Genomic DNA, 16,691 nt, shown 5'->3' on the forward strand with positions numbered 1-16,691 from the left:
TATGAATATAAATAAATATAAACAAGAACTTTTAAATGAAAAGAAAAAATTAATAGACTTAATAGGTGAGATGCAAGATAATACTGTGTTTGGAAATACAACAGATCATACTAGTGAAAAATATACATCAGGTGAATTATCAAGCTATGATAATCATTTGGCAGACATTGGAACTGAAGTATATATGCAAGATATGCAAAATAGTTTAACCATTCATGAACAAGGAAGATTAAGAAATATAGAAAATGCTTTATATAAAATAGAAAATGGAACTTATGGAATATGTGTAGAGTGTCATAAGCAAATAGACGAAGAAAGATTGGACATACTTCCAGAAACTAGTTTATGTAGTTATTGTGCAAAACATCAACCAGATGTTCCTGTAACAAGTAGAAAGTTTAACCAAAACCTTATAAATGAAAGTGAGAATTTTTATGATGAGACATTATTAAAACTTTATGAAATGAATAAAATGCCTAATGATGAATCAAATCTAGATTGATAATATGAAAAGAGGTATCCATAATGAAAAAAGTAATATATACAATAGCTGTGGCATTACTTTTATTAATAGGAATATATTCATATAAACAAGAAAACTTAAATATCAAAGAAACTATAAATTTTAAAAAAGACATAATGAATGACTATGAAGATATAATAATAAAAAAAGGAAATGATAATGAAAAAGTAATAGCATTGACATTTGATGATGGACCAGATGAAGATTTTACACCACAAGTTTTGGATATATTAAAAAAATATAATGTTAAAGCTACATTTTTTGTAGTGGGAGAAAAAATAGGATGGAATCCTAAACTATTAAAGAGAGAATATGACGAAGGTCACGAAATAGGGAATCACACATTTACGCATATAAATGTATCTAAAAGAGGATATGAAGAAATAGATAAAGAAATAACTAAAACTCAAAAATCCATTAAAAAAGTAATAGGTGAAGAACCTATATTATTTAGACCTCCATATAGAGCAATAAGTAAAGACATGTGTAGTATTATAAAAGAAAAAAACATGAATATAGTTTTATGGTCAAACTTAGATGCAAGAGATTGGTCTAATCCAGGAGTTTATTATATAGTTAATACTATAACTTCAAAAGTACAAAACGGAAATATAATACTGCTACATGATTATAATAATTTAAGAAATTCAAAGTCACAAACTATACAAGCTCTAGATGTTGTAATACCTAAGCTAAAAGAAATGGGATATAACTTTGTAACGGTATCTCAACTTATAGATCATTTAGACAAAGACCATCCCACACAAAAATAAGAAATAACAGGCTTCCAATTAGGAAGCTTTTTTTTGTATAATAGTAATATATAATAAGTTGGGAGGAAAATATATTGTTATATGAATTAATAATAGCGTTATTAATAGGAATAGATCAAATTTCTAAGTTATGGGCACTAAATTCTCTAAAAGAAATTGGTAGCATACCTATAATTGAAAATGTATTTCATCTTACATATGTAGAAAATAGAGGTGCAGCATTTGGAATGTTGCAAAATAACCAAATTATATTTATAATAGTTGCATTGATAGCATCAACACTTGGTTTATACTATTTACATACAAAGAAGGTAAATTTATTAGGTAAAGCAGGTATAATACTTATAATATCTGGTGCTATAGGAAATCTGATAGATAGAATAAAACTTGGATTTGTAGTAGATTATTTTGATTTTAGATTTATTTGGCAATATGTATTCAATGTAGCAGATATTTTTGTAGTTGTAGGAACTATAATGCTATGTATATATATAATATTTTTTGAAGAGGAAAAGTAGGTGAAATAATGGATGAAGTAAGAGAATTTTTAGCTCTTGAAGAAGATGAAGGAGATAGATTAGATGTATATTTATCATCTCAACTTGGAGATATGTCAAGAAGCTATATTCAAAAGATAATAAAAGATAAGAAAGTAAAGGTTAATAATAAAGAAGAAAAAGCAAAGTATTTAGTAAAAGAAGACGATAAAATAGTAATAGAAATACCAGCCCCCAAATTATTAGAAGTTATACCTCAAGATATACCGATAGACATTGTTTATGAAGACAGTGATCTACTTATAGTAAATAAACAACAGGATATGGTAGTACATCCTGCACCTGGGAATTATGAGAATACTTTAGTAAATGCAATATTATATCATTGTAAAGATAATTTGTCTTCTATAAATGGTGTTATAAGACCGGGAATAGTTCACAGAATAGATAAAGATACGTCAGGATTGTTAATGATAGCTAAAAACAACAATGCTCATAACAGCTTAGCTAAGCAGTTAAAAGATCACTCTATAACTCGAGAGTATGAGTTTATATGTTATGGTGTGGTGAAAGAAGACAAAATAACAGTAGATAAGCCAATAGGAAGAAATCCTAAGGATAGATTGAAAATGGCAATAGTAAAAGATGGAAGAAATGCGGTTACTCATTTTGAAGTTGTAAAAAGATACGAAAACTTTACACATATGAGGGCTAGACTTGAAACTGGTAGAACTCATCAAATAAGAGTGCATGCACTATCTATAAATCACCCGCTTTTAGGAGATCCAGTTTATGGTCCTAAGAATAATAAATTTAAAACAAATGGACAAACATTACATGCTAAAAAATTAGGATTTATACATCCTACAACAAAAGAATACATAGAGTTTGATTCGGAGTTACCTGAATATTTTAAAGATATAATTAATAAACTTAAATAAGTCTTGCAAAATTTGTTGTAAAGATATATAATGATATAAACAAATAAAAATTAAAATACCTTTAAGTGATACAGAGATATCATAAGGCGAAAGCAGTATAGAGACTTAAATTTAAATCATCAAAAAATACAATAAATTTTAAACAGATGATTTAAATATTAGTTAATCTAAAGTTTAGTACATACAAGCTTCTTGTCTTATGATAAGAAGCTTTTTATATTAAATAGTATATACTAGGAGGTCAAACATGAGAGAAAAGGCCCAGTTAATGGATGAAAAAGCAATAGCAAGAGCTATAACAAGGGTAAGTCATGAAATAATTGAAAAAAATAAAGGTATAGAAGATATAGTTTTAGTAGGTATAAAAACTAGAGGAGTACCTATTGCAAATAGAATATCTAAGAAGATAGAACAAATAGAAGGTAGCAAAGTTAATACAGGTGAAGTTGATATAACTTTATACAGAGATGATTTAAAAGAAATAGATGTAGATCCAGTACTTAATGGTTCTAATATAGATTTTGATATAAATGACAAGGTAGTTATTTTAGTAGATGATGTATTGTATACAGGAAGAACAGTAAGAAGTGCATTAGATGCTATAATAGATATAGGAAGGCCAAAGGCAATACAACTTGCAGTTTTAGTTGATAGAGGTCATAGAGAATTGCCGATAAGAGCAGATTATGTAGGAAAAAATGTTCCAACATCAAAACACGAAATTATATCAGTAAAACTATCAGAAACAGACAAAGAAGATTCAGTAACAATAAAGGAATAGCAACATATACTATATAGAGTTTATAGTGCCTTTTAATTCAGTACAGAGATACTGAAAAAGGGAGAATTATTTCTCCCTAAATAAAATTTGGGAGGTTTTTTTATGAAGAAAACAATAATGTCAATACAACACTTACTAGCAATGTTCGGAGCTACAGTATTAGTTCCAATACTAACAGGATTTAACCCATCAGTTGCAATATTTTGTGCTGGACTTGGAACTTTAATATTCCACTTCTGTACAGAAGGAAAAGTACCAGTATTCTTAGGATCAAGTTTCGCATTTATCCCAGTAATATTAATGACTAAAGAAGCTTTTAATGGTGACTTGGCTTATGCCCAAGGTGGTATTATGGTAGCAGGTTTGTTATATGTAATCATGTCATTTATAGTTAAAGCAGTAGGAGTAGATAAAATAAAAATATATTTTCCTGCACAAGTAACTGGAGCTATGATCGGGGTTATAGGGTTAAACTTATTACCAGTAGCATTTAATATGGCATCATCAAATATGCTAATAGCAATGATAACTTTAGCAATATCACTTTATATAAACAAATTTGGTAAAGGATTTATAAAGCAATTAGGTATATTAATAGCAGTATTTTCAGGATACACAATATGTTTAGTAATGGGATTAGTAGATGTTAGTACAATAACACAAGCTAGTTTACTTGAAATACCAAAGTTCACACTACCAAAGTTCAGTCTAGAAGCAATAGTTATAATAGCACCAGTAGTTATAGCTGTGTTTATGGAACATATAGGTGATATGACTACTAATGGAGCAGTTGTAGGCAAAAATTTCATAGAAAACCCAGGATTAAATAAAACTTTACTTGGAGATGGATTAGCTACTATAGTAGCAGGATTTTTAGGAGGGCCAGCAAATACTACTTATGGAGAAAATACAGCAGTACTTGCAATAACTAAAAATTATGATCCGTCATTATTAAGACGTACAGCGGTATTTGCGATAGGTCTTGCATGTATAGGTAAGTTTGGAGGTTTCTTACAAAGTATACCAGTAGCTGTAATGGGAGGAATAAGTATATTATTATTCTCTATGATAACTTTGGTAGGATTTAAAACTGTAAAAGATAGTGAATGTATACAAAATAAAAATAACATAATTATAATAGCTACTATAATGATAATAGGATTAGGAACAACATACTTAAACAATAAAGGAATAGTAATAGGAATACCTGTAACTCAAAGTGTAACAATAACAGGATTAAGTTTAGCGGCAATAGTAGGAATTATATTAAACAGAATTTTAAATAATCAAGACTTTAAAGTTGATAACGATAAAAAAGTAATATCAGCACAAACTACTACTGTATAATTAAATATAAACATTAAATTAACCCCTTTTTTAGATAATAAAAATAAATCTAAAAAAGGGGTTTTATATTGAAATAAAATAAACTTATACAATCTTATATAAATATAGTGTATATAAGTTAATGAAGTAAATAAAATGCTATAGATGATTTGTTTTATTTAATTAGTCTATGATATTTTAATTTTATGAAAAATTTAAATTTTATGTAGATTTTATTTAGAAATATATATAAAATTATCCTAAAATATAATTTATATACAGTATACAAAAAATAGGGATTTTCAACGAATTAATAAACTAAGGGGATTTTTAATTTGATGTTGAAAATAAAATTATTAATTATATTTATAAAAGAAGGGGGAGGTTTTTAATGATAGAAAAGATAAGTGTATTATCTGATAAATATTATGAAAGAACAAAGTATATAAGACACTTAATACACATGTACCCAGAGGATGGTTTTGCAGAGCTTAAGACATCTAAGATAATAATCGAAGAGTTAGAAAAGTTAGGAATAGAGGTTCAAAGTAATGTAGCTAAAACAGGTGTAGTGGGTTTATTAAAAGGAAATCATCCAGGAAAAACAGTTATGCTAAGAGCAGATATGGATGCTCTTAAGTTAGAAGAAAAAGTCGATGTAGAATACAAATCAAAGGTTGTGGGGATGATGCATGCATGTGGTCATGATGGTCATGTAGCAGGGCTTTTAGGTGCAGCGATGATATTAAGTGAGTTAAAAGATGAATTATATGGAAATGTAAAATTTGTGTTTCAACCAGCAGAAGAAAGAGATGGTGGAGCAAAACCTATGATAGAAGAAGGTGTTCTTCAAAATCCTAAAGTTGATGCTGTATTTGGGGGTCATTTGTGGGGGTCATTAAAAGAAGGAGAAGTACATGTAAAACATGGTGCTATGATGGCAGCGCCAGATATATTTAAATTTAAAGTTATAGGTAAAGGTGGTCATGGGGCTATTCCTCATGAGTCTATAGACCCTATAGTTATAACATGCCAAATAATAAATACAATACAAACTATAGTAAGTAGAAAAACAAGTCCTTTAAATCCTGTAGTAGTAACATGTGGCAAAATTCAAGGAGGAGATTGCCATAATGTAATACCTAATGAAGTTGAAGTAGAAGGTACTATACGTACTTTTGATGAAGGAACTAGAAAATGGGTACCTAAAGTTATGGAAGATATTATAAAAGGTATGACAACATGCCAAGGGGCAACATATGAATTTACCTTTGAAGAAAAATATCCTACTCTTATTAATGATGATGAGATGACAGATTTAGCTAAAGTATCATTACAAAAAATAGTTGGAAATAAAAATGTTAAGGAATTAAAAGAAGCCACTATGGGAGGAGAAGACTTTGCATTTTTTGCAAATGAAGTACCATCATCATTTTTCTTTGTAGGTATAGCAGAAGATGAAAGTAAACCAGTTCTTCATCATAATCCATATTTTAAGTGGAATGATAAAAATATAAAAGTACTAAGTGAAGGCTTATCACAAATAGCAATAGACTTTTTAAATAATTAAGTATAGAAGTTTAAGGAGGGGTGTTTTTGGGGAAACAAGCTATAAAACAAAAAAATGATAATGAAAATGGTTTATTAAATAAAGTATTGAATGGTATAGAAAGAGTTGGTAATAAATTACCAGACCCTGTAACTATATTTATGATTTTATGTATAGTTGTATTTGTATTATCTACAGTGATTGCAAAGAGTGAAGTATCAGTTGTACATCCATCAACTAATGAAACAATAAATGCTATAAATTTATTAGAAAAATCTCAAATTCAAATATTTGTTGGAAATATAGTTACAAACTTCCAAGGTTTTGCACCTCTTGGATTAGTATTAGTTACTATGCTTGGTGCAGGGGTAGCTGAAAAGTCTGGATTTATGGAAGCTTTAATGAAAAAGAGTATAAATAAAGTACCTAAAAAATTAGTAACAATAACTATAATATTTTCGGGTATAGTTGCAAATGCAGCAGCAGATGCAGGGTTTGTAGTATTACCACCATTAGCAGCTATAGTATTTTTAGGAATAGGAAGACATCCTCTTATAGGTATGTTTGCAGGATATGCAGGGGTTGCAGGAGGATTTGCAGCGAATATTATGGTAAGTATGATAGATGTGCTGTTATCAGGATTTACTATACCTTCAGCTCAAATGATAGATCCTAATTATGTTGGGAATCCAGCAGTTAACTTATATTTTTTAATGGTGTCTGCAGTGGTTTTAACTCTTGTAGGTGCATTTATAACAGAAAAGTATGTGGCACCTAGATTTGGAAAATATAAAGGTTTAAAAGATGATAGTACTGATGTGAATTTAAGTGATTTAGAATCAAAAGGTCTAAAATATGCATTATATTCATTAGTTTTAGTAGTAATTATAATTATAACTTTATGTGTAGGAGATAATGCATTTATGAAAGATCCAGAGAATGGATCGTTGTTAGCAAGCAATGCACCTTTAATGAAAGGAATAGTTCCTCTTATACTTATAGCTTTCTTAGTTCCAGGATTTGTTTATGGTAAGGTAACTAAGAAAATAAAAGGTGATAAAGATGTAGTAGCTCTTATGAGTAGCTCAATGAGTGATATGGGTTCATATATAGTTTTAGCATTTGCAGCAGCACAGTTCTTGTATTTATTTAATTCAAGTAACTTAGGAACTATATTATCTATAAAGGGTGCAGAAACACTAGCAAATGCAGGCATAACAGGGAAAGGGTTAATAGTAGGGTTTGTATTCTTAGCGGCATTTATAAATTTATTTGTTGGGAGTTCATCAGCAAAATGGGCTATTATGGCTCCTATATTTGTACCGATGTTTATGTTATTAGGATATGATCCAGCGCTTACTCAAATTGCTTATCGTATAGGAGATTCCATAACAAATCCAATAAGTCCATTATTCCCTTACTTCCCGATACTTTTAGCTTTTGCTAAGAGATATGATAAGAATATTGGAATGGGTACTATAATGGCAAATATGATACCTTATTCAGTTGCATTTTGTATTGTTTGGGTAATAATATTAGTAATATTTATGACGTTAGGATTACCACTAGGGCCAGGTGGAGGAATATTATACTCCATATAATTTAAAAAAATCTTAAAATAAAATCGCTTAGTATGATTACATACTAAGCGATTTTTATTATTGATAAAAAAATTAATAAAAGTATTATTCTTTTATTTTTAATTTAGCAACTAATTCTTCTGATGGGGTTACATAAATAGTATTGTTAGTGTCATAAATTACCATACCAGGTTTTGCACCATTAGGTTTTTTTATATTTTTCTTTTTAGTATAATCAACAGGAACCTGAGCCGACATTTTAGATTTGCTAAAGTAAGCAGCAAGCATAGCCCCTTCAAATAATGCTTGATCAGAAGCATCTTTGTCTTCACATTTTATAATAACATGAGAACCAGGAATATTCTTAGTATGCATCCATATATCGTTATTATCTGCAACTTTTAATGTAAGATGATCATTTTGTTTATTATTTTTGCCAACAAGAATTTTAAATCCATCAGAACTTATAAATTCATGTGGTTTTGTGGTAAGCTTAGTTTCTTTTTTACCTTTATTTTGAACTTTTAAATATCCAACTTTACCTAATTCTTCCCTTATATCAAGAAGTTCAGCAAGATTTTCGCAGTTTTCTATACTTAAAATAATATTTTCTAAGTAATCTATTTCTTCTTTGCTTATTTCTATTTGATGAGTTAATTCTATTTTCGCAGTTTTCATCTTAGAATACTTTTTGAAGTATTTTTGAGCATTTTCAGAAGGAGTAAGATTTTTATTTAAAGGTATAGCTACATTTTTATAATCAGGATCATAGAAGTTGCCAACTTCAATACTTTCCATTCCTTTTTCAATCATATATATATATGATGTAAGTAACTCACCTTTAATTTTATATATATCTGCATTTTCAGACTCAATAAGCTCTTTTTGCTGCTTTTTTAATTTATTATAAAGTCTATCTAGCTTAATAGATATACTTTTTCTAAGATCAGAAGAACGCTGATGGATTCTATTTTTTATATCTTTAGTTCTATAATAATCTTCTAGTATTTTAGACATACTATCATCATTTATAAATGATAAATTATTAAATAGACTTAAATTAACACAACTAAAATCTACAACTTTGTCTATATTTTCATCAATAACTATACATGGTGAATAGTTATTAGTCTTAATATCTTTAAATAAATCACAAAATGCATTATATAATATTTCTAAATCATTTGATGTACAATCTTTTATATTACTTTTTTCATCAATATTAGCTCTAAAACAAATTTCCTTGGCAATAATTGGACTTATGCCTAAAAATTTAGCGTAAATAGATTTAAATACATTTCCCTCAAAATTATTTAAAGTGCTTATAAATTTATGAAGAGATATATCTTCAAGTGGATTTATTTTATCTTGTTCAGGAGGTAAAGTATAAGTAAGACCTGGAAGTATTTGACGAACTCTACTTATACTAGGGGGAATTCTCTTAGCAGAATCTATTATTTTATTATCAGATGAATGAGTAAGAATTATATTACTATGCCTTCCCATAATTTCTATAATAATATCCTTTGTAGTTTTTTCCTTTAATTCATCAAAAGATTCGACACTTATTTTTATCATTCTCTCAAAGCCAACCTGACAAATATTAACTATATTTCCTCCTTGGATATGTTTTCTAAATAACATACAAAACATTGGTGCATTAATAGGATTTTCTTTTTTATAATTATTTGCTAAGTAAACTCTTGGATTTGAAGCACTAGCACTTAAAATTAATTTGAAATTTTCTTTATTATTACGTATATGTAAAACGACTTCATCATTTTCTGGCTGGTAAACTTTATCGACTTTACCACCTAAAAGTTTTGAATGTAATTCATCTACTATAGAGTGTATAACTAAACCATCTAAAGCCACAATAATCGCTCCTTTCTTAGACATAAAAATGTCGATAAATTAATTATTACACATAATATATATATTGTGAATAGGTAGGTTTATCTAAGTAAGCATTTACAAAAAAAAATTACCAATGAATTTATTCAATAGGCTATATTTTATATAATAAAGATATAAAATATAATAAATTTGTAGATATATTATATCCTTAAAGATTAGAAAAGAATCTTATTTTAGGCAAACATATAAAATAGATTATTTAAGAAAGTGATGATACAAATTAAGTAAATTAAATATTTTTATATAAATTTATAAAAATATTAGTTATATGATTTCCTTTTCTAACTAATATATTGTATAATATTAAGTTAGGAATTTAAAATTAAAAGGAGCGATATTATGAAATTTTGGAAATTGCATGGTATAGGAAATGACTTTATTGCTATAGATGGAAGATTTGATGGTAAAATAGAAACTGAATACTCACAATTAGCTCAAAATGTATGTCATAGAAGATTTTCTGTAGGTGCAGATGGACTTTTAGTAGTTAAAAATTCAAAAATAGCAGATGTACAAATGGTATACTATAATTCTGATGGATCTAGGGCTGCAATGTGTGGAAATGGATTAAGATGTTTTGTTAAGTTTGTTTATGACAATAATATAGTTAACAAAAAAGAATTTGATGTAGATACTTTAGATGGTATAAAAAAGATAAACGTCAATACTATTGAAGACAAAATAGATTCTATAAAAGTAAACATGGGAAAAGGAAGTTTCTCATGTAAAGACATTCCAGTAGCATGTAATGACAAAATATTTATAAATAAATCGATAAATGTATTAGATAAAGAATTTAAAATGAGCGCAATGCTAATGGGTGTTCCTCATGCTGTGATTTTTGTGGATGAGTTAAACTTAGATGAAGTATATAAATATGGAAAAGAAATAGAAAAGAACAAAATGTTTTCACAAGGGACCAATGTGAATTTTGTGAAAGTTGAAGATAATAATAATATTTCTGTTCATACTTGGGAAAGAGGCTGTGGATATACACTAGGATGTGGAACGGGAATGACTGCATCTGCAGTAATATCTAATTATTTAAATAAAGTAGAAAAAAGTGTAAACGTAACATCGCAAGGTGGATGTGTAAAAATAGATATAGAAGATTTTGTTTATATGACAGGACCAGCTATAAAAATATGTGAAGGAAATTTGGAGGTATAATATGGCTATAAGTATGACTGGCTTTGGAAGAGGAGAATATAAAGACGATAACTATTATTTTTTAATAGAGTGCAAAACTATAAATCATAAGTATGCAGATATAAACGTTCGTCTACCAAGAAAAATATCATTTTTAGAAGACAAGGCAAGAAATTTAATAAAGGATTATGTAAAAAGAGGAAGAGTAGATTTATACATAAAACTTGACTTGCTAGGCAATGAGGATGTAAACTTAAAGTTTGATGAAGCTTTAGCTAGTCAATATGTAGGTATATTAAAGCAAATAAGAGACAAATTTGATTTAGTAGACGATATAAGTGTTATGAATGTGGCTAAGTTTCCTGATATAGTAAAAAGTGAAGAAAAAGAAGAAGATGAAGATTTATTATGGTCAATGTTAAAAAAAGCTTTAGAAGAAGCGTTAATTAAGTTAAGAGAAATGAGAAGTGAAGAAGGTAAAAAATTGGCAGAAGATGTTATAATGAGATGTGACCTTCTTAAAAATTATATTGAAGAAATTGAAAAGTACTCATATAATGTTGTTATTGACTATAAAGAAAAGTTAAATAATAGAATAACTGAAATATTAGAAAATCCAAGTTTAGTAGATGAAAATAGATTAGCTCAAGAGGTAGCAATATATGCTGATAAGAGCAGTATAACAGAAGAAATAGTTAGATTTAGAAGTCATATAGAGCAACTTAAAAAGACAGTTGTAAAAAATGAATCAATAGGAAGAAAAATAGACTTCTTAATTCAAGAAATGAATAGAGAAACTAATACTATAGGTTCCAAATCATCAGATTTAAATATAACTAACTTAGTAGTTGAAGTTAAATCTGAATTAGAAAAAATAAGAGAACAAATCCAAAATATAGAATAGTAAAAAATATCACATAGATTTCAATAAAATGACAAACATTTGTATAAATTAGAAAGGAAGATAATAATGCTTAAGAGAAAAGGGCTATTATTAGTTGTATCAGGTCCCTCTGGTGCTGGAAAAGGTACAATATGCAAAGAACTATTAAAACAAAATAACCAAATAAAATTATCTGTATCAGCTACAACTAGAAAACCTAGAAATGGTGAAGTTGATGGAGTTAATTATTTCTTTTTAGAAAAAGAAAAATTCCAAGATATGATAGAAAAGGGTGAGTTTTTAGAATATGCTCAAATCTATGATAATTTCTATGGAACTCCTAAGGCAGCTATAATAGAGTGCTTAGAAAATGGGCAAGATGTTATACTAGAGATAGAAATGCAAGGAGCAAGACAAATAAAAGAAGTATATCCTGAAGGCGTATTTATATTTGTATTACCTCCATCTCTTGAGGAACTTAAAAATAGAATAGTTGGAAGAGGAACTGAAACTAAAGAAGAAATAGAAAAGAGATTTAGTTGTGCATTTGAAGAAATAAATCAGATAGTAAACTATGATTACTTTGTAGTTAATAGTAATATTAATAAATCTGTTAAAGAAGTAGAAAGCATAATATTATCTGAAAAAAATAAAGTTACTAGATATAAAAATAATATAATAGAGAAATTCAAGGAGGAATTATAATATGTTAAAGCCATCAATCAATGAAGTACTAGACAAGATAGACAACAGATACTACTTAGTTGGAACTGTTGCAAAGAGAGCGAGAGAAATAATAGACGGTGCTGAAATCTATGTTGCAAATAGAAACAAAGAAACTAAGCCAGTTAGTTTAGCCACTCAAGAAGTCGCTGACGGAGAAATAACTTATAGATTATTAACTCAAGAGGAGATAGATATAGAAGAAGCTAAGCATCATGCAGAACAACAAAAAACTATAGAAGAGGAGTAATTTTCTATGTTTAAAGATAGAACTGTTGTAATTGGTGTAAGCGGTGGTATAGCTGTATATAAAACTTTAGATGTTATAAGTAGATTAAGAAAATTAGGGGTAAATGTTAATGTTATAATGACAAAATCAGCAACTGAATTTGTTACGCCATTATCATTTCAATCTTTAAGTCAAAACTATGTAGTTTGTGATATGTTTGAAGACCCTAAGACATGGGATGTAGAACATATATCTTTAGCAAAAAGAGCGGATGTGTTTTTAATAGCACCTGCAACTGCTAATGTTATAGGTAAGATGGCTAATGGTATAGCTGATGATATGCTTACAACAACAGTCATGGCTACTAAAGGTAAAGTATTAATAGCTCCAGCTATGAATACTAATATGTACGAAAATCCCCTAGTTCAAAGAAATATAAGCATATTAAAGGAATTAGGATATAATTTTGTTGATCCTGAAAGTGGTAGACTTGCTTGTGGAGACACAGGAAAAGGAAAATTAGCGACTCCAGAAACTATAGTTGATGAAGTTGTTAAGCTACTTAGTACAGAACAAGATTTAAAAGGAAAAAGTATAATAGTTACTGCTGGTCCTACAATGGAAAGTATAGATCCAGTAAGATTTATAAGCAATAGATCCAGTGGGAAAATGGGCTATGCAATAGCTATGCAAGCTATAAATAGAGGTGCTGATGTAACTTTAATATCTGGGCCTACAAACTTAACACCGCCACAAAATCTTAAAAAACTTATCAGAATAGAAAGTGCTAAAGACATGTATGATGCAGTTGTAGAAAACTTAGATGAAAATCAAGTTGTTATAAAAAGTGCAGCAGTAGCGGATTATAAGCCTAAAGATTATTCTGATAAAAAAATTAAGAAGTCTGATGATGATTTATCGATACAATTAGATAGAAATAAAGATATTGCATATGAAATAGGCAAAATTAAAAATAATAAAATATTAGTTGGATTTGCAGCTGAAACCAATGACCTTATAGAAAATGCGAGAGGTAAAGTTAAAAAGAAAAATTTAGACTTTATAGTAGCAAATGACTTAACTAAAGAAGGTGCAGGCTTTGGAGTTGACACTAATATAGTTAAGATTATAGATAAAGAAGGTAATATAACAGAGTATCCTAAAATGAAAAAAGAAGAAGTGGCTAACGTTATTTTAGATAAAGTTAAAACACTACTTAAAAGATAAGCATCTATTAAATATAGATGCTTTATTTTTAAATTAAATGGGACATAATTCAAAATAAAAGCATTAATCAGCGTGTATAAAAATAGAGGTTATGATATGGAAAAATATGCAAAAGTAGTGGTAAGAAGTAATACTATAAATACAGATAACTTATTCACATACAAAGTTCCAGATTTCTTAACAAATGAATTAAATATAGGACATAGGGTATTAGTTCCATTTGGAAGAGGAAATAAGCCAACAGAGGCTTTTGTATTTGAAATTATAGATACAATAGATGAAAATATAAAAATAAAAGAAATTGTTGATGTACTAGATGAAAATCCTATATTTAAGATTGAAGATTTAGAGTTAGTAAATTGGATGAAAAATAGATATTTATGTACGTATATAGACTGTATAAATTTAATATATCCTAAGGGTTATAAGTTAAACAACTACAAAGTGGTAAGATTACATGAAAGAGTAAATAAATTAAGTGAATATGAATTTAAAGAATTTTTATCAACATTAAATGAGCCTCAACAAAAAATATTAGACTTTATAATAAACAACAAAGGAAAAATTAAAATTGATAAATTAAAACATATTCAAAATATTAATAGTCTGCTAGATAGAATGGCTAAAAAAGATATTGTTAGTTTGCATTGGGAATATAAAGATCATAAAAATGAAAAGAAAATATGCTATGTAGCTTTAACTATAGATAATGATGAAGTTGATGAATATATAAAAACTAATAAAATAAATTTAGGAAGTAAGCAAAGAGAAGTAGTAAATTTTTTAAAAAATAATCATAATGTAGAAATAAATGATGTAATGGATTTATTAAATGTATCTAAAAAAAGTATTACATCATTGCATGATAAGAACTTAATTACATTAGAGTTAAAAGATTACTATAGAAATCCAGAAAATATTTATAGTTCAACATATAAAAATATAAGATTAAATTCGGAGCAGAAATATGCAATAAATAAAATAACATCACAGATGTTTGAAGAGTATAAAAAACCATATATGTTACATGGAGTAACAGGTAGTGGAAAAACAGAAGTATATATGGAAGTTATTGACTATGCTTTAAATCAAGGTTTAGATAGTATAGTTTTAGTTCCTGAAATTGCACTTACACCACAGACTATATCTAGATTTAAAAATAGATTTGGAGACATAGTAGGAGTATTTCATAGTCAATTATCAGAAGGTCAAAAGCATGATGTGTATAAGGCTATAAAGGCAGGTAAGATAAGAATTTTAATAGGAGCAAGATCTGCATTATTTGCACCATTCAATAGTTTAGGAGTAGTAATAATAGATGAATTCCATGAGACTTCATACAAATCAGAAAAAAGCCCTAAATTTAGTGCTATAGAAGTAGCTAAGTATATGGCTGTTAAAAATAATATATCCTTAGTACTAGGATCAGCAACACCATCTATAGATGAATATTATAAAGCCGAAAACGGAGAGTATGAACTTATAGAAATAAAGTGTAGAGCAAATAATAAACCACTTCCAAAGATAGAAGTTATAGATATGAAATCTGAATTAAACAATGGAAATAAGAGTATATTTAGTATTACATTACAAAATGAAATAGATGAAGCAATTAAAAATAAAAATCAGGTAATACTATTTTTAAATAGAAGAGGATATGCAAGTTTTGTATCATGTAGGAAATGTGGATATGTTTTTCAATGTGAAAATTGTGATATATCACTAACGTATCATAAAGGAAAGAATATAGGAAGATGCCATTATTGTGGATATGAAAAAGAAATTCCAAAAGAATGTCCAGAATGTAGCAGTAACTATGTAAAACCATTTGGAGTTGGAACACAAAAAATTGAGGAAGAATTGAAAACTATATTTACACAAGCTAGAGTACTTAGAATGGATAAAGATACCACTTCTAAAAAAGGTTCTTTAGAAGAAATATTAAATAAATTTAAAAATAAAGAAGCGGATATATTAATAGGAACTCAAATGCTTAGTAAAGGATTAGATTTTGATAATGTTACTTTAGTAGGTATTTTATCTGCAGATATGATATTAAACTTTCCAGATTTCAAAAGTTTTGAAACAACCTTTCAATTGGTTACACAAGTTTCAGGACGTGCAGGTAGATCTGATAAGGAAGGAAAGGTAATACTTCAAACTTATGATACTGATCACTATGCAATAAGAAGAGCTATAAATTATGATTATGAAGGTTTTTATCAAGATGAAATAAAAATAAGGAGAGCTTTTGGGTATTCGCCATTTAATAATATGATAAGTGTAGTTATAAGTGGAGAAAATGAAAAACTAGTAAAACAAAATGCTCAAAATATGTATGATTCAATTATTTATTTACTTCAAAATAGGGGTATAAATAATTTTGACTTTATATTAGGTCCAAATCCTTGCTCAATATCTAAAATAAATCAAAATTATAGATGGCAGATATTATTTAAGGATGATGATATTGAAATTAATTTATTAAAGGGTATAATAAAATATATATGTATAACAAAAAGAGATGTCGTGTTTAATAAAGAAGTTAACATATCAATTGATATTAACCCAAATAGCATATTGTAAAATTAGG

The 16,691-nt window shown here is 27.9% G+C and carries 15 protein-coding genes; 14 read left to right on the forward strand and 1 reads right to left on the reverse strand.

Going from position 1 to position 16,691, the window contains the following annotated elements; translation table 11 throughout:
- The first annotated feature begins 1 nt into the window (after nt 1).
- The 8 genes from VLM92_RS12650 to VLM92_RS12685 all read left to right on the forward strand — a co-directional run bounded on the left by VLM92_RS12650 (nt 2) and on the right by VLM92_RS12685 (nt 7,991).
- Nucleotides 2-502 (forward strand): TraR/DksA C4-type zinc finger protein, encoded by a 501-nt coding sequence (locus tag VLM92_RS12650; protein ID WP_325276694.1) that lies wholly within the window; start codon nt 2-4, stop codon nt 500-502.
- A gap of 23 nt (nt 503-525) precedes the next feature.
- A complete protein-coding gene (locus VLM92_RS12655) occupies nt 526-1,296 on the forward strand; it encodes a polysaccharide deacetylase family protein (protein ID WP_325276695.1) in 771 nt (256 codons plus the stop codon).
- Nucleotides 1,297-1,370: 74 nt separating this feature from the next.
- Complete coding sequence (gene lspA, locus VLM92_RS12660) at nt 1,371-1,814, forward strand: signal peptidase II (RefSeq protein WP_325276696.1); 444 nt, start codon at nt 1,371-1,373, stop codon at nt 1,812-1,814.
- Nucleotides 1,815-1,822: 8 nt separating this feature from the next.
- Complete coding sequence (locus VLM92_RS12665; protein WP_325276697.1) at nt 1,823-2,734, forward strand: RluA family pseudouridine synthase; 912 nt, start codon at nt 1,823-1,825, stop codon at nt 2,732-2,734.
- Between the two features lie 247 nt (nt 2,735-2,981).
- Nucleotides 2,982-3,515, forward strand: coding sequence for a bifunctional pyr operon transcriptional regulator/uracil phosphoribosyltransferase PyrR (gene pyrR, locus VLM92_RS12670; RefSeq protein WP_325276698.1), 534 nt, complete (start codon nt 2,982-2,984; stop codon nt 3,513-3,515).
- A gap of 102 nt (nt 3,516-3,617) precedes the next feature.
- On the forward strand, nt 3,618-4,862 hold the full coding sequence (locus VLM92_RS12675; protein ID WP_325276699.1) for a uracil-xanthine permease family protein: 1,245 nt from the start codon (nt 3,618-3,620) through the stop codon (nt 4,860-4,862).
- Between the two features lie 370 nt (nt 4,863-5,232).
- Nucleotides 5,233-6,411 carry an amidohydrolase gene (locus VLM92_RS12680; protein ID WP_325276700.1) on the forward strand — a complete coding sequence of 393 codons (1,179 nt, stop codon included), beginning with the start codon at nt 5,233-5,235 and terminating at the stop codon, nt 6,409-6,411.
- A gap of 26 nt (nt 6,412-6,437) precedes the next feature.
- On the forward strand, nt 6,438-7,991 hold the full coding sequence (locus tag VLM92_RS12685; protein ID WP_325276701.1) for an AbgT family transporter: 1,554 nt from the start codon (nt 6,438-6,440) through the stop codon (nt 7,989-7,991).
- Between the two features lie 84 nt (nt 7,992-8,075).
- Here the strand turns inward: VLM92_RS12685 and VLM92_RS12690 are convergent, their stop codons facing one another.
- The gene (locus VLM92_RS12690; RefSeq protein ID WP_325276702.1) at nt 8,076-9,845 is read right to left on the reverse strand and encodes an Rqc2 family fibronectin-binding protein; all 1,770 of its coding nucleotides are present in this window, start codon (nt 9,843-9,845) and stop codon (nt 8,076-8,078) included.
- 381 nt (nt 9,846-10,226) lie between these two features.
- Here VLM92_RS12690 and dapF point away from each other — a divergent pair, with 381 nt between their 5' ends.
- From dapF to priA, 6 genes are all read left to right on the forward strand, one after another.
- Entirely contained in the window at nt 10,227-11,057 is an 831-nt protein-coding gene (gene dapF / locus VLM92_RS12695; RefSeq protein ID WP_325276703.1) for a diaminopimelate epimerase, read from the forward strand.
- 1 nt (nt 11,058) lies between these two features.
- Nucleotides 11,059-11,940, forward strand: a complete 882-nt coding sequence (locus VLM92_RS12700) for a YicC/YloC family endoribonuclease (protein WP_325276704.1) — start codon at nt 11,059-11,061, stop codon at nt 11,938-11,940.
- 66 nt (nt 11,941-12,006) lie between these two features.
- Nucleotides 12,007-12,624, forward strand: coding sequence for a guanylate kinase (gmk, locus tag VLM92_RS12705; protein ID WP_325276705.1), 618 nt, complete (start codon nt 12,007-12,009; stop codon nt 12,622-12,624).
- 1 nt (nt 12,625) lies between these two features.
- Nucleotides 12,626-12,892: a DNA-directed RNA polymerase subunit omega gene (gene rpoZ / locus VLM92_RS12710; RefSeq protein WP_325276706.1), complete on the forward strand. Its 267-nt coding sequence runs from the start codon at nt 12,626-12,628 to the stop codon at nt 12,890-12,892.
- A 6-nt stretch (nt 12,893-12,898) separates the two neighbouring features.
- Nucleotides 12,899-14,098, forward strand: a complete 1,200-nt coding sequence (gene coaBC / locus VLM92_RS12715) for a bifunctional phosphopantothenoylcysteine decarboxylase/phosphopantothenate--cysteine ligase CoaBC (RefSeq protein WP_325276707.1) — start codon at nt 12,899-12,901, stop codon at nt 14,096-14,098.
- A gap of 96 nt (nt 14,099-14,194) precedes the next feature.
- Nucleotides 14,195-16,684, forward strand: a complete 2,490-nt coding sequence (gene priA / locus VLM92_RS12720) for a primosomal protein N' (protein WP_325276708.1) — start codon at nt 14,195-14,197, stop codon at nt 16,682-16,684.
- Nucleotides 16,685-16,691 lie beyond the last annotated feature (7 nt).

The sequence above is a fragment of the Romboutsia sp. genome (genome assembly GCF_035470145.1).
Taxonomy (GTDB): Bacteria; Bacillota; Clostridia; order Peptostreptococcales; family Peptostreptococcaceae; genus Romboutsia_D.